This window comes from Flagellimonas alginilytica (genome assembly GCF_042134605.1).
In the GTDB taxonomy this organism is placed as follows: domain Bacteria; phylum Bacteroidota; class Bacteroidia; order Flavobacteriales; family Flavobacteriaceae; genus Flagellimonas; species Flagellimonas alginolytica.
This window is the reverse complement of sequence record NZ_CP169638.1, coordinates 1,622,000-1,645,900: the sequence shown is the minus strand read 5'-3', so window position 1 is coordinate 1,645,900 and position 23,901 is coordinate 1,622,000. Positions and strand designations below refer to the sequence as shown.

Annotated in this window: 29 protein-coding genes; 9 read left to right on the top strand and 20 right to left on the bottom strand. The window is 42.1% G+C overall.

Annotated features, from left to right (window positions below):
• Positions 1 to 666: 666 nt before the first annotated feature.
• The 11 genes from ABTP35_RS07325 to ABTP35_RS07275 form a co-directional block, all read right to left on the bottom strand.
• The gene (locus tag ABTP35_RS07325; protein WP_293297791.1) at positions 667 to 1,176 is read right to left on the bottom strand and encodes a DUF2480 family protein; all 510 of its coding nucleotides are present in this window, start codon (positions 1,174 to 1,176) and stop codon (positions 667 to 669) included.
• A gap of 73 nt (positions 1,177 to 1,249) precedes the next feature.
• Positions 1,250 to 1,489 carry a TIGR03643 family protein gene (locus ABTP35_RS07320; protein WP_224835876.1) on the bottom strand — a complete coding sequence of 80 codons (240 nt, stop codon included), beginning with the start codon at positions 1,487 to 1,489 and terminating at the stop codon, positions 1,250 to 1,252.
• A gap of 19 nt (positions 1,490 to 1,508) precedes the next feature.
• The gene (locus ABTP35_RS07315; RefSeq protein WP_293297794.1) at positions 1,509 to 1,838 is read right to left on the bottom strand and encodes an iron-sulfur cluster assembly protein; all 330 of its coding nucleotides are present in this window, start codon (positions 1,836 to 1,838) and stop codon (positions 1,509 to 1,511) included.
• Positions 1,839 to 1,844: 6 nt separating this feature from the next.
• Positions 1,845 to 2,267, bottom strand: coding sequence for a SufE family protein (locus ABTP35_RS07310; protein ID WP_224835877.1), 423 nt, complete (start codon positions 2,265 to 2,267; stop codon positions 1,845 to 1,847).
• Positions 2,268 to 2,339: 72 nt separating this feature from the next.
• Positions 2,340 to 3,566, bottom strand: a complete 1,227-nt coding sequence (locus tag ABTP35_RS07305) for a cysteine desulfurase (protein ID WP_293297799.1) — start codon at positions 3,564 to 3,566, stop codon at positions 2,340 to 2,342.
• A gap of 27 nt (positions 3,567 to 3,593) precedes the next feature.
• Positions 3,594 to 4,910 (bottom strand): Fe-S cluster assembly protein SufD, encoded by a 1,317-nt coding sequence (gene sufD, locus ABTP35_RS07300; RefSeq protein ID WP_224835878.1) that lies wholly within the window; start codon positions 4,908 to 4,910, stop codon positions 3,594 to 3,596.
• Positions 4,911 to 4,943: 33 nt separating this feature from the next.
• Positions 4,944 to 5,351 carry a four helix bundle protein gene (locus ABTP35_RS07295; protein WP_293297805.1) on the bottom strand — a complete coding sequence of 136 codons (408 nt, stop codon included), beginning with the start codon at positions 5,349 to 5,351 and terminating at the stop codon, positions 4,944 to 4,946.
• A 30-nt stretch (positions 5,352 to 5,381) separates the two neighbouring features.
• Entirely contained in the window at positions 5,382 to 6,134 is a 753-nt protein-coding gene (gene sufC / locus ABTP35_RS07290; protein WP_293297808.1) for a Fe-S cluster assembly ATPase SufC, read from the bottom strand.
• Between the two features lie 86 nt (positions 6,135 to 6,220).
• Positions 6,221 to 7,666: a Fe-S cluster assembly protein SufB gene (gene sufB, locus ABTP35_RS07285; protein ID WP_293297811.1), complete on the bottom strand. Its 1,446-nt coding sequence runs from the start codon at positions 7,664 to 7,666 to the stop codon at positions 6,221 to 6,223.
• A gap of 27 nt (positions 7,667 to 7,693) precedes the next feature.
• The gene (locus tag ABTP35_RS07280) at positions 7,694 to 8,062 is read right to left on the bottom strand and encodes a four helix bundle protein (protein ID WP_252081074.1); all 369 of its coding nucleotides are present in this window, start codon (positions 8,060 to 8,062) and stop codon (positions 7,694 to 7,696) included.
• Positions 8,063 to 8,104: 42 nt separating this feature from the next.
• Positions 8,105 to 8,434, bottom strand: a complete 330-nt coding sequence (locus ABTP35_RS07275) for an iron-sulfur cluster assembly accessory protein (RefSeq protein WP_224835881.1) — start codon at positions 8,432 to 8,434, stop codon at positions 8,105 to 8,107.
• Positions 8,435 to 8,682: 248 nt separating this feature from the next.
• Here ABTP35_RS07275 and thiL point away from each other — a divergent pair, with 248 nt between their 5' ends.
• On the top strand, positions 8,683 to 9,729 hold the full coding sequence (gene thiL, locus ABTP35_RS07270) for a thiamine-phosphate kinase (protein ID WP_252081073.1): 1,047 nt from the start codon (positions 8,683 to 8,685) through the stop codon (positions 9,727 to 9,729).
• Positions 9,730 to 9,848: 119 nt separating this feature from the next.
• On the opposite strand, the gene ABTP35_RS07265 is transcribed toward thiL, so the two are convergent.
• The gene (locus ABTP35_RS07265) at positions 9,849 to 10,103 is read right to left on the bottom strand and encodes a hypothetical protein (RefSeq protein WP_224835883.1); all 255 of its coding nucleotides are present in this window, start codon (positions 10,101 to 10,103) and stop codon (positions 9,849 to 9,851) included.
• Between the two features lie 243 nt (positions 10,104 to 10,346).
• Here ABTP35_RS07265 and brnQ point away from each other — a divergent pair, with 243 nt between their 5' ends.
• Positions 10,347 to 11,645, top strand: a complete 1,299-nt coding sequence (brnQ, locus tag ABTP35_RS07260) for a branched-chain amino acid transport system II carrier protein (protein WP_293299121.1) — start codon at positions 10,347 to 10,349, stop codon at positions 11,643 to 11,645.
• A 4-nt stretch (positions 11,646 to 11,649) separates the two neighbouring features.
• Here brnQ and ABTP35_RS07255 read toward each other — a convergent pair whose 3' ends face one another.
• The 4 genes from ABTP35_RS07255 to ABTP35_RS07240 form a co-directional block, all read right to left on the bottom strand.
• Complete coding sequence (locus tag ABTP35_RS07255) at positions 11,650 to 12,264, bottom strand: class I SAM-dependent methyltransferase (protein WP_375334506.1); 615 nt, start codon at positions 12,262 to 12,264, stop codon at positions 11,650 to 11,652.
• Complete coding sequence (locus ABTP35_RS07250) at positions 12,261 to 13,496, bottom strand: alpha/beta hydrolase (protein WP_293297820.1); 1,236 nt, start codon at positions 13,494 to 13,496, stop codon at positions 12,261 to 12,263. Before ABTP35_RS07250 ends, ABTP35_RS07255 begins: the two co-directional genes overlap by 4 nt.
• Positions 13,497 to 13,621: 125 nt before the next feature.
• Positions 13,622 to 13,795 carry a hypothetical protein gene (locus ABTP35_RS07245; RefSeq protein WP_224835886.1) on the bottom strand — a complete coding sequence of 58 codons (174 nt, stop codon included), beginning with the start codon at positions 13,793 to 13,795 and terminating at the stop codon, positions 13,622 to 13,624.
• A 58-nt stretch (positions 13,796 to 13,853) separates the two neighbouring features.
• Positions 13,854 to 15,146 carry an aminopeptidase P family protein gene (locus ABTP35_RS07240; RefSeq protein WP_293297823.1) on the bottom strand — a complete coding sequence of 431 codons (1,293 nt, stop codon included), beginning with the start codon at positions 15,144 to 15,146 and terminating at the stop codon, positions 13,854 to 13,856.
• A 79-nt stretch (positions 15,147 to 15,225) separates the two neighbouring features.
• Between ABTP35_RS07240 and ABTP35_RS07235 the strand changes: the two genes are divergently transcribed.
• Positions 15,226 to 15,618 carry a DUF2721 domain-containing protein gene (locus tag ABTP35_RS07235; protein WP_293297826.1) on the top strand — a complete coding sequence of 131 codons (393 nt, stop codon included), beginning with the start codon at positions 15,226 to 15,228 and terminating at the stop codon, positions 15,616 to 15,618.
• Between the two features lie 181 nt (positions 15,619 to 15,799).
• A complete protein-coding gene (locus ABTP35_RS07230; RefSeq protein WP_224835889.1) occupies positions 15,800 to 16,231 on the top strand; it encodes a hypothetical protein in 432 nt (143 codons plus the stop codon).
• 14 nt (positions 16,232 to 16,245) lie between these two features.
• On the opposite strand, the gene ABTP35_RS07225 is transcribed toward ABTP35_RS07230, so the two are convergent.
• On the bottom strand, positions 16,246 to 17,127 hold the full coding sequence (locus ABTP35_RS07225) for a RimK family alpha-L-glutamate ligase (protein WP_224835890.1): 882 nt from the start codon (positions 17,125 to 17,127) through the stop codon (positions 16,246 to 16,248).
• Positions 17,128 to 17,295: 168 nt separating this feature from the next.
• On the opposite strand from ABTP35_RS07225, the gene ABTP35_RS07220 reads away from it, so the two are divergent.
• The 4 genes from ABTP35_RS07220 (at position 17,296) to ABTP35_RS07205 (ending at position 21,271) form a co-directional block, all read left to right on the top strand.
• Positions 17,296 to 17,964, top strand: a complete 669-nt coding sequence (locus tag ABTP35_RS07220; protein WP_293299127.1) for a succinate dehydrogenase cytochrome b subunit — start codon at positions 17,296 to 17,298, stop codon at positions 17,962 to 17,964.
• A 2-nt stretch (positions 17,965 to 17,966) separates the two neighbouring features.
• Positions 17,967 to 19,970, top strand: a complete 2,004-nt coding sequence (locus tag ABTP35_RS07215) for a fumarate reductase/succinate dehydrogenase flavoprotein subunit (RefSeq protein ID WP_252081070.1) — start codon at positions 17,967 to 17,969, stop codon at positions 19,968 to 19,970.
• Positions 19,971 to 19,976: 6 nt separating this feature from the next.
• Complete coding sequence (locus tag ABTP35_RS07210; RefSeq protein WP_224835892.1) at positions 19,977 to 20,723, top strand: succinate dehydrogenase/fumarate reductase iron-sulfur subunit; 747 nt, start codon at positions 19,977 to 19,979, stop codon at positions 20,721 to 20,723.
• Between the two features lie 68 nt (positions 20,724 to 20,791).
• On the top strand, positions 20,792 to 21,271 hold the full coding sequence (locus ABTP35_RS07205; RefSeq protein WP_293297831.1) for a very short patch repair endonuclease: 480 nt from the start codon (positions 20,792 to 20,794) through the stop codon (positions 21,269 to 21,271).
• Here the strand turns inward: ABTP35_RS07205 and ABTP35_RS07200 are convergent.
• Positions 21,255 to 21,959: a helix-turn-helix transcriptional regulator gene (locus tag ABTP35_RS07200; RefSeq protein WP_293297833.1), complete on the bottom strand. Its 705-nt coding sequence runs from the start codon at positions 21,957 to 21,959 to the stop codon at positions 21,255 to 21,257. The two genes, ABTP35_RS07205 and ABTP35_RS07200, sit on opposite strands and share 17 nt — an antisense overlap.
• Before the next feature lie 139 nt (positions 21,960 to 22,098).
• Here ABTP35_RS07200 and ABTP35_RS07195 point away from each other — a divergent pair, with 139 nt between their 5' ends.
• Positions 22,099 to 22,419, top strand: a complete 321-nt coding sequence (locus ABTP35_RS07195) for a hypothetical protein (RefSeq protein ID WP_252081067.1) — start codon at positions 22,099 to 22,101, stop codon at positions 22,417 to 22,419.
• On the opposite strand, the gene ABTP35_RS07190 is transcribed toward ABTP35_RS07195, so the two are convergent.
• Positions 22,405 to 22,923, bottom strand: a complete 519-nt coding sequence (locus ABTP35_RS07190) for a GNAT family N-acetyltransferase (RefSeq protein WP_293297836.1) — start codon at positions 22,921 to 22,923, stop codon at positions 22,405 to 22,407. The two genes, ABTP35_RS07195 and ABTP35_RS07190, sit on opposite strands and share 15 nt — an antisense overlap.
• Positions 22,924 to 23,246: 323 nt before the next feature.
• Entirely contained in the window at positions 23,247 to 23,900 is a 654-nt protein-coding gene (locus tag ABTP35_RS07185; RefSeq protein WP_252081065.1) for a 3-oxoacid CoA-transferase subunit B, read from the bottom strand.
• Position 23,901: the final 1 nt, after the last annotated feature.

Here is a 23,901-nt window from a genome sequence, read left to right as displayed (position 1 = left end):
GACCCAAGTTGGTATTCTACTCTGGATACTGAGCCGTCATTCCGTGCTTGACACGGAATCCCATCTGAGTGAGACGCTGAAACAAGTTCAGTGTGACGATAAGAAGTTATTTCGACATGAGGAACGAAGTGACGATGGAGAAATCTTAAAACACAGAATGCAACGGTTCAGATTTCTCACACTCATTTCATTCGGTTCGAAATGACAGGCAAGATTCAAAGTGTCATTCCGCACTAGATACGGAATCCATGTCTATTGGATGGGACCCTGAAACAAGTTCAGGGTGACGGGGTGCCTCACTTTGTCCAAAAGGACATCATCGAGGGTCATTTCGACATGAGTTCCGAAATAATTCTTGACGATTGAGAAATCTCTTGCTTAAGTGCAAGTTCAAGTCTCAAGTTCAAAAGAAATGTCCTCTTAAATCTTGATTCCTGGCTCTTGGTTCCTGTCAAGGTTTCTCCCTGCCCCCTCAACCCATTTCGACTTAGCTCAATGACCAGCGCTCAGGCTGACAGCTCGAAATGACAATGACAGGCTTATTTAATAGATAAAAAAGGTGCTTCACGACGTTCGAATTGACAAAGAGTCCTATTGGTGATAATTCGTGAAATTGGTGTCAGCAGTATACTGCCTACTGCCCGCTGGACTACTGCCAATTGAAATCTATTTCTTTCTTTTAAACAAGGGCACCGAGCTACAGGCTTCGCCGTACATTACACTTTTGGCCACTTCCTGAATTTTGGTCACGGCCATAAGGTAGGCGTTTTCTGGGACGGGTTTATTGGAACATCCTTTTATAATCACGGGTTTGTCGGTAAACTCAGAAACGTCCAATTGCTCCAATATGTTTTGATATAAAGCGGTTTCCAAGTATTCCAAACTTCCATGAATCACCTTTTTGGCATAGGGCTGTAGTTTGGAGGCAATCAGCATAAAGGCCCAACCGGGCACTATGGCATCCGAGGAACATTGAAGCGCCACATAGGCATCTTGATAGGCTGTCCAATCATGTTCATCAACGTGTGCACGGAACTCCTTTTCACGTAAAATAAAGCCTTCGTACAGCCAATCCTTAATATCCAACACCTTTCGCTCTCCCTTTGGATAATAATCCTCCAAGTTGAAAGTGATCAACTTGCTTTGGGCTACTCTATTTACAATTTCTTCAGACATCAGATGTTAGATTTCAGTAGTTAGACCTATATACCGACCAGTGGACATTTCTAAGAAAACAAAAAATGCTGCATTAGAGCTTTTGATTCTGTGAACGAAACCGATTGGCAGGAGATGTTTTCTGGTGCTTGGTCTTTCTTCCTTTTACCCGCTTTCTCCACAACTCAAAAGACGAACGTTTAAGGTTGCTGCGCATTATTTCCCTTACATCGTTTTCCTTGAGGTCAAATTGGTATTCTATGGCTTCGAAAGGGGTTCTATCCTCCCAAGCCATCTCAATAATCCTATCAATTTGTCTTGTGGTCATCTGCATTTGGGTTTGGCTGTGTATTTTACAGGAGCCCGAGTTCCAATTTGGCTTCTTCGCTCATCAGTTCCTGGGTCCATGGTGGGTCAAAAGTGATCTCCACTTCCACATCCTTCAAAACGTCAATGGACTTTACCTTTTCTTCTACCTCCACGGGCAAAGTTTCCGCCACGGGACAGTTAGGGGATGTCAGGGTCATCAAGATCTTAACTTCGTATTCTTCGTTCACAAATACATCGTAAATCAGTCCCAACTCGTAAATATCCACAGGGATTTCCGGATCATAAATGGTCTTGAGCACCTTTACGATTTTTTCGCCCAATTCTTGTGTATCCATGGTAGATTCTTCACTCATTCTGTGTTATTTTAACTGTGTTTGATAGGCAACTGCATACAGTTTCAATTGCTTGATCATACTTACCAATCCGTTGGCGCGGGTGGGGGACAAATGTTCTTTTAGTCCAATTTCATCAATGAACTCGGTATCGGCATCAATAATGTCCTGTGGTTTTTGGTTGCTGAACGCCCTGATCAAAATGGCAATAATGCCTTTGGTGATAATGGCATCGCTATCTGCTGTAAAAACCAACTTGTCTCCATCCAGTTCGGCGTGTACCCACACTTTGCTCTGACAACCTTTTATGATGTTGTCGTCGGTTTTATATTTTTCTTCTATTAACGGAAGTGATTTACCGAGCTCGATCATGTATTCGTAGCGCTGCATCCAGTCGTCGAACATGGAAAACTCGTCTATTATCTCTTCCTGTATCTCTTTTATGGTCATGCAATGGTTTTGTTCAAAAATACAACTCGCTATGCTGCGATTCAAGTGTTTAAGATAAAGATAACGCTTTGCCTAAAGCAACATGTTTTTGGCTCGTTTTATACCTTCTACCAGCTTATCCACTTCTTCCTTGGTGTTGTAAAAGCTAAAACTGGCCCGTACAGTTCCCGGAATTTGGTAAAAATCCATGATGGGCTGTGCACAATGGTGACCGGTTCTAACGGCTATCCCCAGTTTGTCCACAATGGTACCGATATCGTAGGGATGGATTCCCTCAATATTAAAGGATATCACCGAAGTTTTATGTACTGCAGTTCCGTAAATCTTGAGGCCTTCGATCGTGAGCAATTGCTCCGTAGCATATTGCAACAATTCATCTTCATATTGGGCAATGGCATCAAAACCAATACTATTCATATAGTCCAAAGCTGCTCCAAAAGCGATTCCACCGCAAATGTTGGGTGTTCCGGCTTCAAATTTATGGGGCAGGTCGGCATAGGTGGTCTTTTCAAAGGTCACCTCCGCGATCATTTCGCCTCCGCCTTGGTAAGGAGGCAATTTCTTGAGCCATGCCTCTTTTCCATATAGCATTCCAACACCCGTTGGTCCGCACATTTTGTGTGCGGAAACGGTATAAAAATCCACATCCAAAGCTTGCAGATCAGCTTTAATATGTGGGGCTGCCTGTGCTCCATCTATCAAGACTGCTGCCCCTACCTTGTGTGCGGCATCAATAATTTTTTCAATTGGGTTAACGGTTCCCAATGCATTGGACACGTGGTTGCAGAAGACCAACTTTGTCTTATCGGACAATAGGTTATGGTATTCCTCCATGACCAATTCCCCATTCAGATTCATTGGAATCACTTTAAGAAGTGCTCCCGTGCGTTCACACAGCATTTGCCAGGGAACAATATTGGAATGGTGCTCCATGGCAGACACTAAAATCTCATCTCCTTCTTTTAAAAAGGAAGTGAACCCGGTTGCCACCAAATTGATGCTTTGCGTGGTTCCCGAAGTAAAAATTATCTCGTGTGCTTTTGCAATATTGAAATGCTTCTGGATTTTGTGACGGGCAGCCTCGTAGGCGTCAGTGGCTTCTTGCGACAAGGTATGCACCCCACGATGGATATTGGCATTATAGTTTTGATAATAATCGACAATGGTGTCAATCACCTGCTGTGGCGTCTGCGAGGTAGCTGCATTGTCCAAGTATACCAAAGGCTTACCATTGACCTCTCTTTGGAGGATGGGAAAATCCTTTCTAATGGTCTGTATGTCCAAAGTGGTCTCTATCATGGTAATGTAACGGTGAAAATCCTTTTTTTAGAGGTCAAATCCCATTCGTACACCCAATTTATCGGCGATGATCTTATTGATACGTGCCTTAAGCTCGGGAATGCGAACGCTTTCCAATACGTTGTTTGCAAAAGCGTACATCATTAAAGCCTTGGCCTCTTTCTTTGGTATTCCCCTTGATCTTAGGTAAAAAAGGGCCTCATCATCCAACTGACCAATGGTACATCCGTGCGAACATTTTACATCGTCCGCAAAAATCTCCAATTGGGGCTTCGAATTGATAGTAGACTTATCGCTCAACAATATATTGTTGTTCTGCTGAAAGGCATCCGTTTTCTGTGCAATCTTGTCCACAATGATCTTACCATTGAAGACCCCGGTGGAACTATCGCCAAAAATGCCTTTATAATCCTGATGGCTCTCACAATTAGGTTGTGCGTGGTGCACCAAGGTGTGGTGGTCCACATGCTGCTTATCTCCCAAAATGGTTACGCCTTTCAAGGTAGAGTCGATACGTTCCCCGTTCTGATAAAAGTTCAGGTTGTTACGGATAAGTTTACCGCCCAAAGAAAAAGTGTGTACGCGCACTACGCTGCTATCCTTTTGTGAAATATAGGTGTTGTCCACCAAGGAGGCTGTAGATGCATCGTTCTGTACCTTGTAGTAGTCAACAATAGCGTCCTTGCCCGCAAAAATCTCGGTCACGGAGTTGGTAAAAACTTCGTTCCCCGTCAAACTCTGGTGGCGCTCTATAATCTGGACCTCAGCGTTGTCTTCTGCCACGATCAAGTTACGCGGCTGCAACATCAGGGCCGCTTCGTTACCCGTTGCCAAATGCAGTATCTGGATGGGTTTTTTGGGCATTTTGTTCTTTGGGATGTAGATATAGGCTCCTTCTTTACTGAAAGCTGTGTTCAACGAGGTCAGCGTTTCATCTTTTGATGCCGCTTTGTTGAAATATACTTCGATCACTTGCTGGAACATGGGCTTGCTAAAGGCCGAGCTCATCAAACATACATCTACTCCATCGTGTGTGGTTTCAGATAGGTAAGAACTGTAGACTCCATCTACAAATACAATTTTGTATGTGTCTATCTCGTGTAGGAAATATTTTTTGACATCCTTGTACTCCAACGAGGTCTCGTGTTTTGGAAAGATGCTGAAATCTATCTTTTCCAAACTTTTAAGGGATGTATATTTCCAGGCTTCGTCTTTTTTGGACGGAAACCCTTTGCTCTCAAAATTTTTTATGGCCCTGGACCTTTCTTCGTGTACGGGATGGTCTAAATCCATACCATCTTCAAAAGCCAAAAATGAGGAGACTAATTTTTCCTTTAAATCCATTTTTTTAATGTTTCAGGTTAAGGGTTTCAAGTTTTAGGTTCCTCGCTGATTCTCCTTAAACTTTACTCCTTTAAAATCCTTTTTATTTAAATAGTTGATGAAGTTTGCAATTTTCCGGCTAAGGACTTCATACTCAGAAGTCAGCTTTTGCAATTCATCAATGGTGATATAATTGTTATCAAAAACCCGGTACAATTGTGATCTTGATTCTCCCGCAGATCCTTTTGCAATTGAAAGAAATTGTCTGAATTCCAAGTTACCATCCCTTTCAAAGCCCTCGGCAATATTGTCCATTACAGAACCCGAAGATGCCTTTATCTGATCTCTTAGTCTAAAATGATTCTTCAAATCGGTTTCTTTTGCAATACGGATGATGTCCTTGGATAGCTTTCTGGCTTCCTGCCAAATCTCTAAATCTTCAAACTTTTTTACGGTAGCCATTAGATCGGGACAACATTAAACTTGAAACTCCTAAACTACAGCATCTTCTTTCAACCAATCGTACCCTTTTTCTTCCAGTTCCAAAGCTAGTTCCTTGGTCCCGGATTTTACGATTTTACCATTGTACAATACATGTACAAAATCCGGCACAATGTAATCCAACAATCTTTGGTAGTGCGTTATCACAATAATGGCATTGTCCTTGCTGCGCAATTTGTTTACGCCATTGGCCACGATACGGAGTGCATCGATATCCAATCCGGAATCGGTCTCATCAAGAATAGCCAATTTGGGTTCCATCATTGCCATTTGAAAAATCTCGTTCCGTTTCTTTTCACCACCAGAAAAGCCTTCGTTCAAAGAGCGTGAAAGAAATTTTCTGTCAATTTCCAACATTTCGGACTTCTCACGAATCTTTTTGAGCATTTCATTTGCCGGCATGTCTTCCAATCCTTGTGCTTTTCTGGATTCGTTTATTGCGGTCTTCATAAAGTTGGTCACCGACACTCCAGGAATCTCAACTGGGTATTGAAAGGACAAGAACACTCCTTTGTGAGCTCTTTCTTCTGGTGAAAGTTCTTCCAAATCCTCTCCTTCCAAGAGAATGTTTCCTTCTCCCACTTCAAATTCTTCCTGGCCTGCAATTACTTCGGCCAAAGTACTTTTACCTGAACCATTGGGGCCCATAATGGCGTGCACCTCTCCTGCGTTCACCTTTAGGTCGATTCCCTTAAGGATTTCTTTATCGTCTACGCTTGCGTGTAAATTTTTGATTTCTAGCATCTTCTATAATTGTATCCTATCTTATTAATTGTGATTTCGACTTAACTCTACCACAAATCGAATTGGGTAGCTGAGCTCAACCGAAGCTATCCTACTGATCCTTCCAAACTAATTTCCAATAGTTTTTGTGCTTCTACTGCAAATTCCATTGGAAGTTTGTTCAACACTTCCTTACTAAATCCGTTCACGATCAAGGCAATGGCCTTTTCGGTATCGATCCCCCTTTGGTTACAATAGAAAATTTGGTCCTCTCCAATTTTACTGGTGGTAGCCTCGTGCTCTATCTGTGCCGATTTGTTTTTGGCCTCGATGTAGGGGAATGTGTGCGCTCCACAACGGTTGCCCATCAACAGGGAATCACATTGCGAAAAGTTTCTGGCGTTTTCGGCCCTGCTGTTTACTTGAACCAGGCCTCGGTAACTATTTTGTGATTGTCCAGCGGATATTCCTTTGGAAATTATTGTACTCTTGGTGTTTTTTCCCAAGTGTATCATTTTGGTCCCGGTGTCCGCTTGCTGAAAATTATTGGTCACGGCAATGGAATAGAACTCACCTATTGAGTTGTCTCCTTTTAATACACATGATGGGTATTTCCAAGTTACGGCCGATCCTGTTTCCACTTGTGTCCAGGAAATCTTGGCATTTTTTTCACAGATCCCTCGCTTGGTCACAAAATTGAACACCCCTCCTTTACCTTCACTATTGCCCGGGTACCAATTTTGTACGGTAGAATATTTGATCTCGGCATCGTCCAAGGCGATAAGCTCTACAACCGCAGCGTGCAGTTGGTTCTCGTCGCGGGAAGGTGCGGTACAGCCTTCCAAATAGCTTACATAGCTGCCTTCATCCGCCACCACCAAGGTTCTTTCGAACTGTCCTGTTCCCGCTTGGTTGATACGGAAATAAGTGGAAAGCTCCATGGGACATCTTACTCCTTTTGGGATATAACAGAATGACCCATCGGAGAATACGGCGGAGTTCAACGCTGCATAAAAATTATCTTTTTTGGGCACTACAGTTCCCAAGTATTTCTTCACCAATTCAGGATGTTCCTGGATAGCTTCTGAAATGGAACAAAAAATTATTCCTTTTTCCGCCAGGGTTTTTTTGAAGGTTGTGGCCACAGAAACGGAATCCATCACAATATCCACCGCTACCCCGGCCAACTTTTTCTGTTCGTCCACGGATATTCCCAACTTTTTAAAAGTCTCCAACAATTCTGGATCTACCTCATCCAGGCTATTGTACTTGGGTTTTTTGTTAGGGGCCGAATAGTAGGAGATATCTTGAAAATCGGGTTTTTCGTAGGTCACATTGGCCCATTCTGGCTCCTCCATTTCCTTCCATGCACGAAAAGCTTCCAGTCGCCACTCCGTCATCCACTCGGGCTCCTCCTTCTTTTTGGAAATAGCTATTACAATATCCTCGCTCAACCCTTTGGGCAGGGTGTCCGATTCAATATCCGTGTAGAAACCGTACTCGTATTCCTTGGTCTCCAGTTCTTTTTTTAATTCTTCCTCTGTATAAGCCATATATTCTCTCAGTTAAAAGTCAAAAAGTCAAAGATTGCTTCGCTTTTTAACGTACTTGATATAATTAGCAAGCTGTTTTGAAATGTTGATTACCTGCTTTTTGTAATCGACCAATTCTTCAGCTTTAAAATATCCTACCTCTTCCATTAAGTTAAAAAGATTTCTGATTTCTCCGGCCGAACCTTTGGAGAAATAAAGGAACCTTATCAACTCTTTATCCGTTTCCCTTTCAAATCCTTCCGAAATGTTGTTTGAAATTGAAATGGTAGCTCTTCGTACTTGGTCAACCATTGCAAAATCTTCTTTTAAAGGACTTCTCTTCAATAAATCATAAACTTGGCCAGTAAACTTTATTGTTGTTTTGTAAACTTCCAAGTCTTCAAAAGAGCTGTACATCTATACTTTTACTTTTTTAATGTTTAGCTCTTTTAACTCATTTTATAGTGAAAAACTCTCTCCACATCCACAGGTTCGTTGGGCATTTGGATTATTGAAAACAAAGCCCTTTCCGTTTAAACCTCCGGAATATTCCAATGTGGTGCCCACGAGATACAAAAAGCTTTTTTTATCCACGATAATCCTTACGTTATTATCCTCAAAAACCTTATCTGTATCAGCAGCCGACTTGTCGAACTTTAACTCATAAGACAATCCGCTGCATCCTCCGCTCTTTACACCAACACGTACATAATCTGTGGTCGCATTGAAACCTTCTTCGGTCATGAGCGACACCACTTTATGCCTTGCTGATTCTGAAACCTTAATCATCTTACTTGAATTTAATCTAAATAGCTTACAAATATACTGTATAAGTAGTGTTTTACCATAGCAGCTAACATTATTATAACGAATGATTCCATAGGTGTTCTTTATAGAAAACAGTACCGATGGAGCCATATGGCCCAGCAACCTTGAACTTATAGGCACTAAGCAACATGTTTTGCTCAAATTGGACCAAAAAATATTATGTCGCCAACAACACCAAATTATTAGATTATCCTCATTATTTTTGCAAAATGCTAGAAGACAAGAATCAAGAACGTACTGCACTGGAGAAATTGGGTGAATTTGGCCTGATCGAACACCTTACCAAAAATTTCGAACTATCCCAATCTTCAACCATTAAGGGTGTTGGGGACGATGCCGCCGTTATGGATTACAATGGCAAAAAAACAGTGGTTTCCACCGATATGTTGGTGGAAGGAGTTCACTTTGATTTGAGTTATGTACCCCTTAAACATTTAGGTTATAAATCTGTGATGGTAAACCTATCCGATATCTACGCCATGAACGCCATGGCAACACAAGTTACGGTTTCGTTGGCCATTTCCAACAGGTTTCCCCTCGAAGCCCTGGAAGAGTTTTATGCCGGGGTTGCGCTTGCTTGTAAATTGTACAATGTTGATCTGGTCGGTGGCGATACTACATCTTCTACACGCGGAATGATAATAAGCGTTACCGCAATTGGCATTGCCAATGAAAATGACATTGTTTACCGCAAAGGGGGCAAACCAAACGATTTATTGGTAGTGACCGGAGACCTTGGTGGCGCCTACCTAGGACTACAAGTACTTGAAAGGGAAAAGGAAGTGTTCAAGGTAAACCCGAACAGCCAACCAGATCTTGAACCCTACTCTTACATCGTGGAGCGACAACTAAAGCCTGAAGCCCGCAAGGACATTGTGGAACTCCTCACGAAATTGGAAGTAAAACCTACTTCCATGATAGATATTAGCGATGGACTATCTTCAGAGGTTCTTCATTTGTGCAAGCACAGTGATTTGGGATGCAATGTTTTTGAGGATAAAATTCCTTTGGACCCCACGGTTATTTCTGCTTCGGAAGAATTTAAAATGGATAGCACCATGATTGCCCTGAGTGGCGGGGAGGATTATGAATTGCTGTTCACCATTGATCAAGCTGATTTTCCAAAAATTAAAGGAAACCCAAATTTAACCGTAATAGGTCACATGACGGAAAAGAATGAAGGGATACATTTGATCACTAGAGCAGAAACCAAAATTCCGATTACGGCACAGGGCTGGAATTCTTTTGAGAAATAAAAAAATCCCGAAAATCAAGATTTCCCTACAACATGGTATTGGGGCACGTAACCAGTAGCAGTAGGTAATTACTTAAGTTTCCGGGATAAGATTTGGGCCTTTTTTAAAAAGAAAAAGGGTTATGCCACTTGGTGCACCACCCTACTTTTTCGTTTTCTGTACATATCTTCCAATGTACTGTTGATTTCTTGCATTTGAGGAGTCAATGCAGATAGTTTTCCGCTGACATCCGTTGTAACCTGTTTTTGGCAATGAACACATTTGTACTCTTTAATGTGCTCTGTTACTTTTTTGGAAACCACATAATGGTGCCCGAACAAACTACAAAAGAAAGAAGATAATTTTTTGCCATGCTGGATAGTAGATGTTTTCATAAGCTGGTTTGTTTGAAGAAAAGCAATGGTTGACGAAATGGGGCTTCGAAAAATGCTTAAATTGGTTACTTGTAATTTTTTGTTATATGAATATAATTTAGAGGTTACTCTTTTTACAGGAACGGATGTTGATAACTTTTTATTTTATCAATACACTGCTAAAACATTTTTTTCGATGAAATACCAAAAAATCGACTAAAAGACATCTTTTTCCGCCAAAAAACGCTTTTGAAAGATACTATATTGAAAACAAATTATCAACACCGCCAGAATAAAAAAACGTTAACTGTAACTGCATTTGCTCTGTTTTCCCACTATTTTGGTGCAGGAAATTTGGTTTTGCCACCGCTTTTAGGATACAAATCAGGGAATTTATGGTGGCTAGTCACCCTAGGTTTCTGTATTTCGGGTGTTCTCATCCCTATTTTAGGAATAATGGCACATGCCAAACTCCAGGGAACCTTGTTCGATTTTGCCAAAAAGGTGTCGCCCATGTTCAGTGCCATATACTGCTACATAATTTATGGCATCGCCATTTCTCTGCCTTCACCAAGAACAGCTTCGGTGACCCACGAAATGGCCATTCAACCATTTTTGGACTCGTCATCGCTACTGACCAGTTTGATCTATTTTATTTTGGTATTTATTTTTGCCATAAATCGCTCCAAAATAATGGACCTTTTGGGTAAATTATTGACCCCGGGCATTCTTATTATACTGATCGCGATAATTGCCACAACGATTTTTTCCCTGGATTTTGACTTTGTAACTTCCGAGATGGAACGCCCTTTTAGTTCCGGGATTTTGGAGGGCTATCAAACCTTTGATGCCATTGGAGCGGTGGTCGTTGGGGCCGTAATCATCATTTCCGTTAACATAAAGGAAAAAACAGCCTCGTTCCAAGAAAAGAAAACTCTTATTGCAAAAGCGGGACTTTGGGCGGGCATTGGGTTGCTTTTGGTTTATGGAGGACTAATTTTAACCGGCGCATTGTTTGGAGGGTCTTTTGATGACGAAATTTCCAGAACCGCACTTTTACGAGGCATTAGCACCGAAACTCTAGGTCAAAAAGCCAACTTTTTCCTAAGTGTATTGGTAAGCTTTGCCTGTTTTACTACAGCCGTGGGCATTGTAACGGGTACGGCAGATTTTATAAAAGGTAGGTTCAAAAATTCCATTTTAGCATATCGGGTCACTGCACTTATAAGTTGTTTTCTAGGGGTAATGGTGGGGCAATTTAATGTAGGCCATATTATTGCCGTAGCGGTTCCTGCACTTATGTTTATTTATCCCATCACTATTGTATTGATTCTATTGAACGTGATTCCGGAACAATGGAGCTCTTCCAAAGTGTTCAAAAGAGTGGTGAGTGTAACTGTTCTGTTCAGTATTCCCGATTTTTTGGGAAGTGTTGGACTGGGCGATCATATATCCCATTATACCACTTGGATACCTTTTAACGATTATCAATTAGGTTGGGTTCTGCCCAGTTTGGTGGCTTTTTTAATTTCCAACTTGGTTCACGGAAAAAAACAAGCGTAAAGTATTAGCCACCCATTCGTTTAAAGCTACAAAAAGTAAAATTCTGTTTGGTGCCGAAAGGTGTGATATGGTCAAGTGTTCGGCAACTGATTTTTGTGAAGTTTTGAAACGTTTCTGCCATTTGAACTTCATTATATTGCTTAATATCCAAGCCACTGCATTTTTTGGGCCCGTTCTCGGAGAACGTGCCTAGAATCAAATAGTCCAAAACAGATTTTTCTGCCAAATTCACGTAAGCCTGAATCTGATCTTCCTCTGTCAAAAAATGAAATGCCGCCCTATCGTGCCAAACATCATACCTTTCTTCGGGGTGAAAATCAGTGATATCACACTCGACCCATGTTACTTTTCGAGCTTTGTCTCCCAACCTCGATTGAGCTCTTTCAATGGCTTTGCCCGAAATATCAAGAACCGTTATATTTTCAAATCCTTCGTTCAGCAAAAAATCGACCAACTTACCATCTCCTCCGCCTACATCAATTATTTTGGCGCTCTTGTCCAAGTTAATTGCCTGTATCAATTCGAGTGATGTTTTTGGGATATCTTGGGTCCAGCTGACCTCATCCGGATTTTTTGTCCGATAAACGGTTTCCCAATGATTTTTTCTTTTTTGCATCATTTATAAAAAACAGAATCAAAAAAGGATTTCATTTTTGCAGCGTAAGGGACACCGTATCTCTCGAAAGTTTTCCTGGTCTGTGCATCCGGTTTCCAATCAAAAAAAGCGTGTCCGGCTCCTTTAACCTCTATGTTCTGAACCGTCTGCCCTTGCTCCTTTAATTCTTGTACGTATGGTTGCACTACGTTCTTGGTGACCAAGCCATCCTCGGTCCCTCTGACCATAAAATGTGGTATGGCCCTATGGGCACTGCTCGGAACATGGGCAACCGGAGATATGGCATCTAAATATCCTTGATCCTCCTGGCGAATAAATGGTTTAAAATCCGAGGCACTAAAAAGGCCATAACTCGGCGCCGCTACTTTTATTGCTCCCATAATCCGTGAACGGACTTCTTCCATACTTTTTCCCTTGGGAATATAAGTTGGAGCAAACTGATAGACACCATCGGCAATGCCAAAACCACCATCCCCGATCAACGAACATAATACTGCCGCTGAGGCCGACAAATGTCCTCCCGCACTATCTCCCGTTACTGCAATGCGATCGGGGTCCCCGCCATATTTGGTAGCATGCTCCTGTATATGTACAATTGCCCCGAACACATCTTCAATCAGTTGGTGCATTGAATTGGGCTCGGTATCCCCATCCAAATTATTTATCCAGCGGTAATCAATACTAAAAACAACATATCGATCGTCTTTTGCCAATTCCCTTGCCAAACCCCTCATAATATCTTCGTTGTTGGCAGACCATCCACCTCCATGTACAATAATGACCATAGGCAATTTATGTGCCCCCTTAGGCGAAAACACATCATATTTTAAAGGTTTTTTGCCCGGTCGGGCATAGACTACATCATGGGTAACGTTGAGGTTTTCCACCAAACTGTTTTTCACAAAAACTGCTCCCAAATCCAAATCCCTGTCCACGGTTATCTTCATGGTAGGCTCAAAGCTTTCTACACTCAACGTACCCCAAGGCCCGCCCTTAAAGGTATAATAAATCGCATCCAAACTATATCCTGCCGTTGCCGTTGCCGTTACGGTAAGTTCCGTACCGGAAGGCACTATTCCATCTGCAGGTATTTCCGGGGAAACCACATAAGAGCCATGTTCCGAAGGAACCTGCGTAACCTTATAGGCTTTTTGGACGACCATTGTATTTGGATTGGCGTACGCTGTATAAGCGAAAGCAAAAAGCAATGAAAAAATATAAGTTGTTCTGGACATTTTTTATACGATAGATTGCGAAAACCTAAGATAAGCGAATCCAACAAAGGTCGCAAGTCCAGCACCATATATAAACCCGTAGTTTAAGGTTTATAAGAAAAGGTCTTGTTATGGGATTGCCTCAGTTAGTCGGAACCGCGGTTCTTTTTGTTGTAATAGTATATAGCATAAGCAATTCCCGCCAATACCACAAAAGGGAGGTAACTCCCGATCACCACACCTATTTCGTATGCGCTATCGGGAGCTTCCTTAATTTTTTGTTCAATGTTGGATTGTTGAATCGACCAGAATAGATTCATATACATCGTGTTTAAAAAAGGGGCGTCACAGCTATTTATATTTGCTTAAATTGACACATTAACTATTCATCAATTCTTCTATCTCTTCAATTTCTATTGGGATGTTGCGCATTAAATTGAACGGTTCTCCTTTTTCTTGTATAACCACATCATCCTCCAAACGAATGCCCATACCCTCCGCTGGAATGTAGATGCCGGGTTCTACCGTAAATACCATATTGGCCTTCATCGGAGTTTTCAACTCTCCATAATCATGCGTGTTAAGTCCTATGTGGTGACTGGTACCGTGCATAAAGTATTTTTTATACGCTGGCCATTCGGGATCTTCGTTCTGCACATCTGCTTTATCCAATAGTCCTAGCCCCAAGAGTTCCGAGGTCATAAGCTTTCCAACTTCTTTATGATATTCGGCCCAAATGGTCCCGGGCACCAACATTTTTGTAGCTTCATCCTTTACTCGGAGAACGGCACGGTATACCTCTTTTTGTCTTTCGGTAAACTTACCACTAACCGGTATGGTCCGCGTCATGTCACTGGAATAGTTGGCGTACTCAGCGGCTAGATCCATCAAAATTAAATCACCTGCCTTGGTTTGTTGGTTATTCTCGATATAGTGCAATACGTTGGCATTCCCACCAGATGCTATAATAGGACTGTAGGCAAATCCTTTTGATCGATTTCGGATAAATTCGTGCAGGTACTCTGCCTCGATCTCGTGTTCCCAAACGCCCGGCCTTACAAAGCCAAGTACTCGTCTAAACCCTTTTTCGGTAATATCGCAAGCTCTTTGCATTATTGCTATTTCCTCGGGTTCCTTGACCCCGCGGATTTTTTGTAAGATGGGGTTGCTCTTCGCCCATTGGTGCGCCGGATATTCTTTTTTTACCTTTTCTATAAAACGGTCTTCCCGGGTTTGGGTTTCCACCGCTTGCCTGTAGTGTTCGTTGGTATTAAAATAAATGGTATCGGCCTCGGTCATCAGATCAAAGAATATCTTGTCAAAATCCGAAAGCCAATAAATGGTTTCTATTCCCGACACTTCGGTCGCTTTTTCTTTGGTCAGCTTTGCCCCTTCCCACACCGCAATATGATCATTGGTCTCCCTAACAAATAAAATCTCCCTGTGTTTGGAATCCATTGCGTCCGGAAAAAGCAACAGAACGGTCTCTTCTTGGTCGGCACCGCTCAGATAAAAAATATCCCGATCTTGCTCAAAAGGAAGGGTGCTATCTGCGCCAATGGGGTAAATATCGTTAGAATTGAATACTGCAATACTTTTGGGCCTCATGTATGCCGTGAACTTTTTACGGTTCTTTACAAAAAGTTTGCTGTCTATTTGATCGTATTTCATATCTATATTTTGATTTGCTCAAATTTAGGTAATTGCCATACCGATGACAAATTCTTACCTTACCTTTCAAATTAAAACTATGCAGCTCAACCTAAGTATTCCAGCTCTACTTTTTCCTGCCATTTCGTTGACCATGTTGGCATACAACGCCCGTTATTTGGCCATTGCCGCTTTAATTCGGCAATTGCACAAACAATTCGAGGAAACCTCCGCCCAACCCCTTAAGCAACAGATCAACCAATTACGCTCCCGTTTGGGCATAATTAAGAATATGCAGGCCTCTGCGATAGTCAGTTTTTTATTGTCAGCGATAACCATGTTTTTAATTTATGTGGAAATGCAGGTCTGGGCCAATGTAATATTTGGCATAAGCTTGGTCTTTTTAATGATTTCGTTGGTGCTCTCCCTTTTAGAAGTTCAACTTTCCACAAAAGCGCTGGGCATTCAATTGGAGAATATGGAAAAACAATAAGGGTTTTTAACGGTGTTTGTAGGAATACTTCTTTTTGGCAAAAAAGGGTCGATTTTCCCGTCAATTGAAATGACCGATACACCAACCAACAAGGGGCATCGGTAAAATAGCGCCATTGATAACCTATGCTTGACTCTATTTTTGATGAAGACATGGATTCATCAAAAAAAGAACAGTTTTTATGCAGAGTGTTAAAGAGTTGGAGTTTTTTAAAAACATCCGGGAGATCAGGGAATACGAATTTGGCATTTTTTATTTTTTTGACGGTTTGGTAATCTCCGAAATGAAAGAGGGTGCAATTTTTAATTGGGATATTGCCGAAAAGATCATCCTAGTTGCCTACCAAGTTTTAGGAAAGGACAAGCCCATTGCCTATATCAGCAATCGAATCAACGATTACTCCGTTGTTCCCACCGATTGGTTAAAGTTTTACAAACATCGGCATCGATTGGAGCACTACTCCATTGTGGCCTATAACAAAAGTGGATTGGCCAGTGTAGTGTTGGAGCGAATGTTCTTTCGTCATAAAATCCGTCAATTTTCAAATCTGGAAAACGCCATTAAATTTAGTCTGTCCAAAGTTTCGGGTAAAGAAATCGACCTATCTGCATAAAAAAGCACCGGCCATTATCGCTTACCATTTTTTTCCACGTACCGAACGATTGCCTTGGCCACATTTACACCTGTGGCAGATTCGATTCCCTTAAGCCCGGGCGAAGCATTGACCTCGATCAACAAGGGGCCACTTTTGGATCTGATCAGATCAACTCCCGCCACCCCAAGTCCCAAATGTTTGGTCGCATTCAAGGCCATATACTTTTCTCGCGGTGTTAGTTGCACCTTTTGTATCTCTGCTCCCCTGTGCACATTAGATCTAAAATCGTCCAGTCCACTGGTCCTTTTCATGCTGGCCACAATTTTATTGCCCACCACGATTATTCTTAAATCTTCCCCGTTTGCCTCCTGTATAAATTCCTGCAACAAAATACTGGTATTCATATTATACAAAGTATCGATCACAGATTTTGCGGACTTTTTGCTTTCTGCCAAAATAACCCCCTTGCCTTGGGTCCCCTCTTGTAGTTTTATAATTACGGGAGCTCCGCCCAGCAATTCGATTTGATCTTCTACATTGTTGGGATTGATAGAAAATACCGTTTTGGGAATTGAAATTCCTTTTTTGGACATCAACTGGAGGGTGGCCACTTTGTTTCTTGCTTTTAGTATGCCAAGGGATTTTGCGGTACTGAACACATGGTTCAATTCGAATTGTTTTACGATCGCTGCACCATGCCTAGTAACCGTAGTGCCGATTCTCGGCACAACGGCATCGAACTCATCCGTAATGTTCTCGGATTCGAAAAAAATCTGAGGTCTTTCCCCGCTCAAAAGCACGGAACATTTAGTGTGATCAATATGCTCAACATAGTGTCCCGCTTTTTCGAACTCCTCCGCGATTCTCGCTGTGGAATACACGTTTAGGCTTACGGAAAGCAGGGCAATGTCCATGTTTTACATTGGTTTGATAATCAATCCCAATATCGGTTAAAAATCCGAAAAACAAATCCTGAAGGGTTAAATCCCAGTAGCTTAAAATGAGTCTAAATAACCTGTTTTGCGTTGTTGAAAGCTTGTTAAAAACTCATCCGTGCCGTAAATTTGTGTAAAAACTAACTTCTGATGAGTTTGATTAAATCTTCGTTGGCCAGAAAATATGTGATGGCCCTATCGGGTCTTTTTTTGGTCATATTTTTGATTCTACACGTGACCATCAACTTGGCCTCGGTATTTTCCCCGGAATTTTTTAATGAAGCATCCCATTTTATGGGCTATAACCCAATAGTCCAATTTTTGATGCAACCTATTTTGATCATTGGTGTGATTGTGCACTTTGTGATGGGCTTTGTTTTGGAAATCCAGAACAAAAAAGCAAGGGATGTTCGTTATGTAAAGTACAAGGGCAGTGCCAATGCTCCATGGGTTTCCAGGAACATGATCTACTCCGGCCTGGTAATCCTTGCCTTTTTGGCCTTGCACTTTTATGACTTTTGGATACACGAAATGGCTTACAAGTACATTGAGGCCAACCCTGAGGACCCAACACGTTACTATGGAGAAACCGTGGAGAAATTCGCTCCTTTCTGGAGGACCATTCTTTACGTTATTTCCTTTGTTCTGCTCAGCTTGCACTTGTGGCATGGCTTTGCTTCATCCTTCCAATCCATGGGTGCAAACAACAAATACACCGTTGGATTCACAAAATTTGCTAAAATATTTGCGGTAGTGGTACCCCTGGCATTTGCATTTATCGCCATATACCACCACCTTAACCCAATAACACATTAAGTATGGGCATATTGGACTCTAAAATTCCATCCGGGCCATTGGCCGATAAATGGACCAAGCATAAAAACGACATCAACCTGGTTAACCCTGCCAACAAAAGGAACATCGACGTTATTGTTGTTGGAACAGGACTTGCCGGTGGTGCCGCAGCAGCAACTTTGGCCGAGTTGGGTTACAATGTAAAAACATTCTGCTACCAAGATTCACCCCGAAGGGCACACTCCATTGCTGCCCAAGGAGGTATCAATGCGGCAAAAAATTATCAAGGAGATGGTGACAGCAATTATCGTCTTTTTTACGACACTATAAAAGGTGGCGACTACCGTTCCCGCGAAGCCAACGTTTATCGATTGGCAGAAGTATCCGGCAACATTATAGACCAATGTGTGGCACAAGGGGTTCCTTTTGCCCGTGAGTACGGCGGAATGTTGGACAACCGTTCTTTTGGTGGAGTATTGGTATCCAGAACCTTTTACGCCAAAGGGCAAACTGGACAACAATTATTGCTCGGTGCTTATTCCGCAATGAACCGCCAGATAAACCGTGGTAAGATCCAAGCCTACAACCGTCACGAAATGATGGACTTGGTATTGGTGGACGGAAAAGCAAGAGGAATCATTGCCCGGGATTTGGTTTCCGGCGAAATTGAAAGGCACAGTGCACATGCCGTTGTTCTGGCAACCGGGGGATACGGAAATGTTTTCTTCCTTTCTACCAATGCCATGGGAAGTAACGTAATGGCCGCTTGGAGAGCACACCGTAAAGGAGCATTCTTTGCCAATCCATGTTTTACCCAGATCCACCCGACTTGTATTCCTGTTTCTGGCGATCATCAATCCAAATTGACTTTGATGTCGGAGTCACTTAGAAATGACGGTCGAATTTGGGTACCTAAGAAAAAGGAGGATGCCATCGCCATTCGCGAAGGAAGGCTAAAGCCTACCGAACTGGCCGAAGAAGATCGCGATTATTATTTGGAAAGAAGATACCCTGCCTTTGGTAATCTGGTTCCAAGGGATGTGGCATCCAGAGCCGCCAAAGAGCGTTGCGATGCCGGTTTCGGTGTAAATAAGACCGGTGAAGCCGTATTCTTGGATTTTGCAGCGGCCATCGAACGATATGGAAAAGAAAAGGCACTGACTTCTGGGATCAAGAATCCCGATAAGGCCACGATCACCAAACTTGGCGAAGAGGTCGTTGAGGCCAAATACGGAAACCTTTTCCAGATGTATGAAAAAATTGTGGACCAGAATCCATATAAGACCCCAATGATGATCTATCCTGCGGTACACTATACCATGGGAGGCCTTTGGGTGGATTACAATTTACAAACCACAATTCCCGGTTGTTATTGCGCCGGTGAGGCCAACTTTAGTGACCACGGAGCCAACCGTTTGGGAGCCTCTGCCCTAATGCAAGGTCTTGCCGACGGTTACTTTGTGCTGCCATACACCATCGGGGATTATTTGTCCGACGACATTAGAACGGGAGCTATTCCAACAGATTCCAAGGAGTTCGAAGAGGCAGAGCAACAAGTACGAGACCGAATGGAAAAATTGATGGGCGGTTCTGGAATCCATTCCGTGGACTACTATCATAAAAAGCTGGGCAAGATCATGTGGAACAAATGTGGCATGGCCCGTAATGAAAAAGAATTAAAAGAAGCTATCGAGGAGATTTCCGCCCTTAGAAAAGATTTCTGGGAAAACGTGAAGGTTACCGGAACCATGGATTCCAAAAACCAGGAGCTAGAAAAAGCTGGACGGGTTGCCGATTTCTTGGAATTGGGCGAACTTTTCGCAAAGGATGCCTTGCACCGAAACGAGTCTTGTGGAGGTCACTTCCGCGAAGAGTACCAGACCCCAGAGGGTGAGGCTCTCCGAGACGATGAGAACTTTAAGTATGTGGCCGCCTGGGAATACGTGGGCGAGCCCAAAGACGCCAAATTGCACAAAGAGGATTTGGTATACGAGAATATTGAACTGAAGACAAGATCCTACAAATAAGAAACTATGAAATTATATCTAAAAATATGGCGTCAAAAAGACGCATCCACCCCCGGAAAAATAGTGGATTATACCCTTGATGGTGTAGAAGGTGATATGTCTTTCTTGGAGATGTTGGATATTTTGAACGAAGAACTGGTCTCCAAAGGAGAGGAGCCTGTTGAATTTGATCACGATTGCAGGGAAGGTATATGTGGAACATGTTCCCTGCAAATTAACGGCGAACCCCATGGTCCCGATAGACTGATTACCACTTGCCAGTTACACATGCGTAAATTTAACGATGGTGACACCATTGTTATTGAGCCGTTTCGTGCCAAGGCATTTCCCGTGATCAAAGATTTGATCGTAGATCGTAGTGCCTTTGACCGTATTCAACAAGCTGGTGGGTATATTTCCGTTAATACTTCTGGAAACACCATAGACGCCAATGCGATTCCTATTAACAAACATGCTGCGGACGAAGCCATGGATGCTGCAACCTGTATTGGCTGTGGAGCGTGTGTTGCTGCTTGTAAAAATGCGAGCGCCATGTTGTTCACATCTGCAAAGGTTTCGCAATTTGCATTGTTGCCACAAGGTAGAGTGGAAGCCGTGGAGCGTGTACAGAACATGGTTCGCCAGATGGATCTGGAAGGCTTTGGTAACTGCACCAACACAGGAGCATGCGAAGTGGAATGTCCTAAAGGTATTTCCTTGACGAACATTGCACGCATGAACCGTGAGTATTTATCCGCTTCGTTAAAAGGATAAACACAATACCTTTTAATACTCGAGACCCAAATTCCAATAGGAGTTTGGGTTTTTTGTTATCTTAGAGTATGCCCAAAGAATACCCAACAGAGCGCATAAAAGTCCCTCGGTTCAATGAGGAGTCCGGTTTTTACACCACCCCTGAGCGTTCCAAGATCATGGGCAAAATCCGGGGCAAGAACACAAAGCCAGAACTAGCCTTTAGAAGAGCTCTGTGGCAAGCGGGCTACCGATACCGTATCGGCTGCAAAAAACTTATAGGAAAGCCCGATATAGCCCTTAAAAAGTATAAGACCGTTATATTTATTGATGGCGAATATTGGCACGGTTATAATTGGGAAGAACGTAAGCAAAAAATCAAGACCAACCGAGATTTCTGGATTCCCAAAATTGAACGGAACATACAACGTGATCAAGAGGTGAACCATGCCCTGAAGGAAAAAGGATATACCGTGTTCCGGTTTTGGGATAGCGAGATTAAGAAAAACTTGGATGAATGCCTTGACCTAGTCCTAGACCATTTAAAAAGTATCAAAACTGCTTCTTAACGATTTTGAATACCTGTAACACATCATCCAAAGGCAATTCAAAGTCCTTAAATTCGGGCGATTTGTTCAAATTATGACACTGGAGCGATTTATTCATCTTATTAAACCCTGTAAGCTGTTTACAGATAATTCTATCCGAACAAACCAATACATATGATTGGTTCCAAGAGGTCGGACGGCTTTTTGTAAACGACTCTTTTTTTATTTCCAAGCCTAGCACGTATGCCTTGTTCGGAATTGAATCGGACGTACCATTGTTCATGGAGTCCCCGGAAATTTCAAAAATCCGATGGGGTTCGTCGGTTAAAAAATCAATTACAAAACCGCCTTGGAACGGATTGGTCAAACTAGTGCTCTGAAGACTTTCGATATACTTTCTGTGCCACTCGACCAATACCAGAGGGGCCATTACCAAATATTTACCGTGCTCCAATGGGTAGAAAACGCTGCCGTGCTTGGTAAACGGCTGTCGTTTGGTGTACGCCTCCCCCATATCGTTGACTTCGTGCATGTAGAGTTCTGCAATGGTAAGCCCAAAATACTCGGCAATCTTTGTTAAATTTTTTATCGGGATATTCGCATCTTTGCGTTCGTAGAGCTGAATAGTACGCAGACTTACACCAATTTCTTTCCCCAATTGTGATTGGCTAATATTATTTTTTCTTCGTAACTGCTTAATTATATACATTTATTTCTATATTGTGTAATATTGTTACGCAATACGCACTCAACGCAGCAATTTATCTAGTTTTCTGTAATTGGGTTACAAGCCAAATATAGAAAATAGGTTTCGACCCCAACATATTATTATTTAACACGACTTATGTATGGGATCAATTAAAGGGCTTGGGCCCATTGTAAAAACCGAACTAATTTTTAGAGATGAAGATTATGGAAAGCCTATTAACGAAAGGCTTTCCATTGTGCTTCGACGAAACACCACAAAAAACGATTTTGCCAATATTGCCATTAAAAGCAATGTTAGCTTTTCTACCATTAGAGATGTGGTTTACCGGACCAATAGCTTAACCAAACTAAATGCTTATGCAATTTCGTTGCTTATCCATGCTGCGTTCGAGAATTCTTTTGCGTACAAGTTACAAGCAGAGGGGGATATTCTGTTTCTGGGAGATTTATTGAATCTCTAATCGCAACAACCAATCGGTTTGTTCATCTGTTCCTATAAGGTATGGGTGTTCTCCGAACTTTACAAATCCATGGTTCTGATAAAAACGTATGGCCTTTGGGTTATGCTCCCAGACACCCAGCCAAATATATTGCTTGTGCATTTCTTTGGCCTTTTCGGCAATTCGTTCAAGCATCCGTGAGCCAATCTTTTTGCCTTGATGTTCATTGAGCACATAAATACGTTCAATCTCGAGAGCTTTGGGGTCTCGTACATCCGATTGGGCAGATTCTACATTTAGTTTAAAGTATCCTACCAATTCTTTGCCATCGTATACAAAATAAAAAAATGTGTTTTTATTGGAAAGTTCTTTGGCCAATTGTTTGGATCCAAATGCCTTTTGAAGATAAGTACGAAAGTCATGTGGATCATTGTCCTTTTCAAAAGCATCTGAAAATGTGATTTTGGAAAGTTGTACCAGAGAGTCTAGGTCCGTACTATCACATTGTCGAAAATAAAGTGCCATTCCATCTAAATTACATCTCAAAATACCATAAAAAAAGAGCCTAACACAATGTTGGCTCCAAATTTTTCAGGGGGATGAATACTGACCTATAGCATAAAAAGCTTCTTGATCAATAACATAAAACCTGTAAAAAAATCGTTTCTGTAAACTTGTACGTTCTCGTTCATCGTGGTGTTTGATTTTAGTGCCATGGTCAATAGGTTTTAACGGTGTTAATTTGGGTAAAAATTTCGATATAACCAAATATATAATCGATGAACTGCCTGTAAAAACTATTGTTGTGTAATCTCTTTTTTTTGTTGTAAAATTGCGATTGATTCGATTCAAATATTCATTTCGGGAATATCTCCTTCCACAATCAACTCTCCCTCAGTAGCTTTCTTGATTTCTTCCACCGAAACACCGGGAGCCCTCTCCAATAATTTGAACCCTTTTGGCGTCACCTCGAGCACCGCAAGGTTGGTCACTATTTTTTTTACGCATCCTACACCTGTCAACGGCAGTGTGCAGCGTTTTAATAGTTTTGATTCCCCTGCTCTGTTGGTATGCATCATAGCTACGATGATATTTTCCGCCGATGCCACCAAATCCATGGCTCCTCCCATTCCCTTGACCATTTTACCGGGAATTTTCCAATTGGCAATATCCCCGTTTTCGGCCACTTCCATAGCTCCAAGAATGGTGAGGTGTACATGTTGTCCACGAATCATTCCAAAACTAAGCGCAGAATCAAAAAATGAAGCTCCGGGCAATGTGGTAATGGTCTGTTTTCCTGCATTAATGATATCGGCATCTTCCTCTCCTTCAAAAGGAAAAGGCCCCATACCGAGTACACCGTTCTCACTTTGAAACTCTACACTGATATCATCGCGTACAAAATTGGCCACCAGGGTTGGGATTCCAATCCCTAGATTCACATAATACCCGTCTTTGACCTCTTTTGCGATGCGTTTTGCAATTCCATTCTTTTCCAACATA

Excerpts from the sequence above, each read along its gene's own strand:
- ABTP35_RS07320 (WP_224835876.1), bottom strand. The coding sequence starts at position 1,489 with ATGCAGATGACCACAAGACAAATTGATAGGATTATTGAGATGGCTTGG.
- ABTP35_RS07280 (WP_252081074.1), bottom strand. The coding sequence starts at position 8,062 with ATGTACAGCTCTTTTGAAGACTTGGAAGTTTACAAAACAACAATAAAG.
- ABTP35_RS07200 (WP_293297833.1), bottom strand. The coding sequence starts at position 21,959 with ATGTATATAATTAAGCAGTTACGAAGAAAAAATAATATTAGCCAATCA.
- ABTP35_RS07210 (WP_224835892.1), top strand. The coding sequence starts at position 19,977 with ATGAAATTATATCTAAAAATATGGCGTCAAAAAGACGCATCCACCCCC.
- ABTP35_RS07185 (WP_252081065.1), bottom strand. The coding sequence starts at position 23,900 with ATGTTGGAAAAGAATGGAATTGCAAAACGCATCGCAAAAGAGGTCAAA.
- sufB (WP_293297811.1), bottom strand. The coding sequence starts at position 7,666 with ATGGCTTATACAGAGGAAGAATTAAAAAAAGAACTGGAGACCAAGGAA.
- ABTP35_RS07295 (WP_293297805.1), bottom strand. The coding sequence starts at position 5,351 with ATGGCTACCGTAAAAAAGTTTGAAGATTTAGAGATTTGGCAGGAAGCC.
- ABTP35_RS07240 (WP_293297823.1), bottom strand. The coding sequence starts at position 15,146 with ATGAAATACGATCAAATAGACAGCAAACTTTTTGTAAAGAACCGTAAA.
- ABTP35_RS07315 (WP_293297794.1), bottom strand. The coding sequence starts at position 1,838 with ATGAGTGAAGAATCTACCATGGATACACAAGAATTGGGCGAAAAAATC.
- ABTP35_RS07310 (WP_224835877.1), bottom strand. The coding sequence starts at position 2,267 with ATGACCATAAAAGAGATACAGGAAGAGATAATAGACGAGTTTTCCATG.
- ABTP35_RS07230 (WP_224835889.1), top strand. The coding sequence starts at position 15,800 with ATGCAGAGTGTTAAAGAGTTGGAGTTTTTTAAAAACATCCGGGAGATC.
- ABTP35_RS07250 (WP_293297820.1), bottom strand. The coding sequence starts at position 13,496 with ATGTCCAGAACAACTTATATTTTTTCATTGCTTTTTGCTTTCGCTTAT.
- sufC (WP_293297808.1), bottom strand. The coding sequence starts at position 6,134 with ATGCTAGAAATCAAAAATTTACACGCAAGCGTAGACGATAAAGAAATC.
- ABTP35_RS07205 (WP_293297831.1), top strand. The coding sequence starts at position 20,792 with ATGCCCAAAGAATACCCAACAGAGCGCATAAAAGTCCCTCGGTTCAAT.
- ABTP35_RS07245 (WP_224835886.1), bottom strand. The coding sequence starts at position 13,795 with ATGAATCTATTCTGGTCGATTCAACAATCCAACATTGAACAAAAAATT.
- thiL (WP_252081073.1), top strand. The coding sequence starts at position 8,683 with ATGCTAGAAGACAAGAATCAAGAACGTACTGCACTGGAGAAATTGGGT.
- ABTP35_RS07225 (WP_224835890.1), bottom strand. The coding sequence starts at position 17,127 with ATGGACATTGCCCTGCTTTCCGTAAGCCTAAACGTGTATTCCACAGCG.
- ABTP35_RS07255 (WP_375334506.1), bottom strand. The coding sequence starts at position 12,264 with ATGATGCAAAAAAGAAAAAATCATTGGGAAACCGTTTATCGGACAAAA.
- ABTP35_RS07235 (WP_293297826.1), top strand. The coding sequence starts at position 15,226 with ATGCAGCTCAACCTAAGTATTCCAGCTCTACTTTTTCCTGCCATTTCG.
- ABTP35_RS07190 (WP_293297836.1), bottom strand. The coding sequence starts at position 22,923 with ATGGCACTTTATTTTCGACAATGTGATAGTACGGACCTAGACTCTCTG.
- ABTP35_RS07195 (WP_252081067.1), top strand. The coding sequence starts at position 22,099 with ATGGGATCAATTAAAGGGCTTGGGCCCATTGTAAAAACCGAACTAATT.
- sufD (WP_224835878.1), bottom strand. The coding sequence starts at position 4,910 with ATGGATTTAAAGGAAAAATTAGTCTCCTCATTTTTGGCTTTTGAAGAT.
- ABTP35_RS07305 (WP_293297799.1), bottom strand. The coding sequence starts at position 3,566 with ATGATAGAGACCACTTTGGACATACAGACCATTAGAAAGGATTTTCCC.
- ABTP35_RS07325 (WP_293297791.1), bottom strand. The coding sequence starts at position 1,176 with ATGTCTGAAGAAATTGTAAATAGAGTAGCCCAAAGCAAGTTGATCACT.
- ABTP35_RS07215 (WP_252081070.1), top strand. The coding sequence starts at position 17,967 with ATGGGCATATTGGACTCTAAAATTCCATCCGGGCCATTGGCCGATAAA.
- ABTP35_RS07275 (WP_224835881.1), bottom strand. The coding sequence starts at position 8,434 with ATGATTAAGGTTTCAGAATCAGCAAGGCATAAAGTGGTGTCGCTCATG.
- ABTP35_RS07265 (WP_224835883.1), bottom strand. The coding sequence starts at position 10,103 with ATGAAAACATCTACTATCCAGCATGGCAAAAAATTATCTTCTTTCTTT.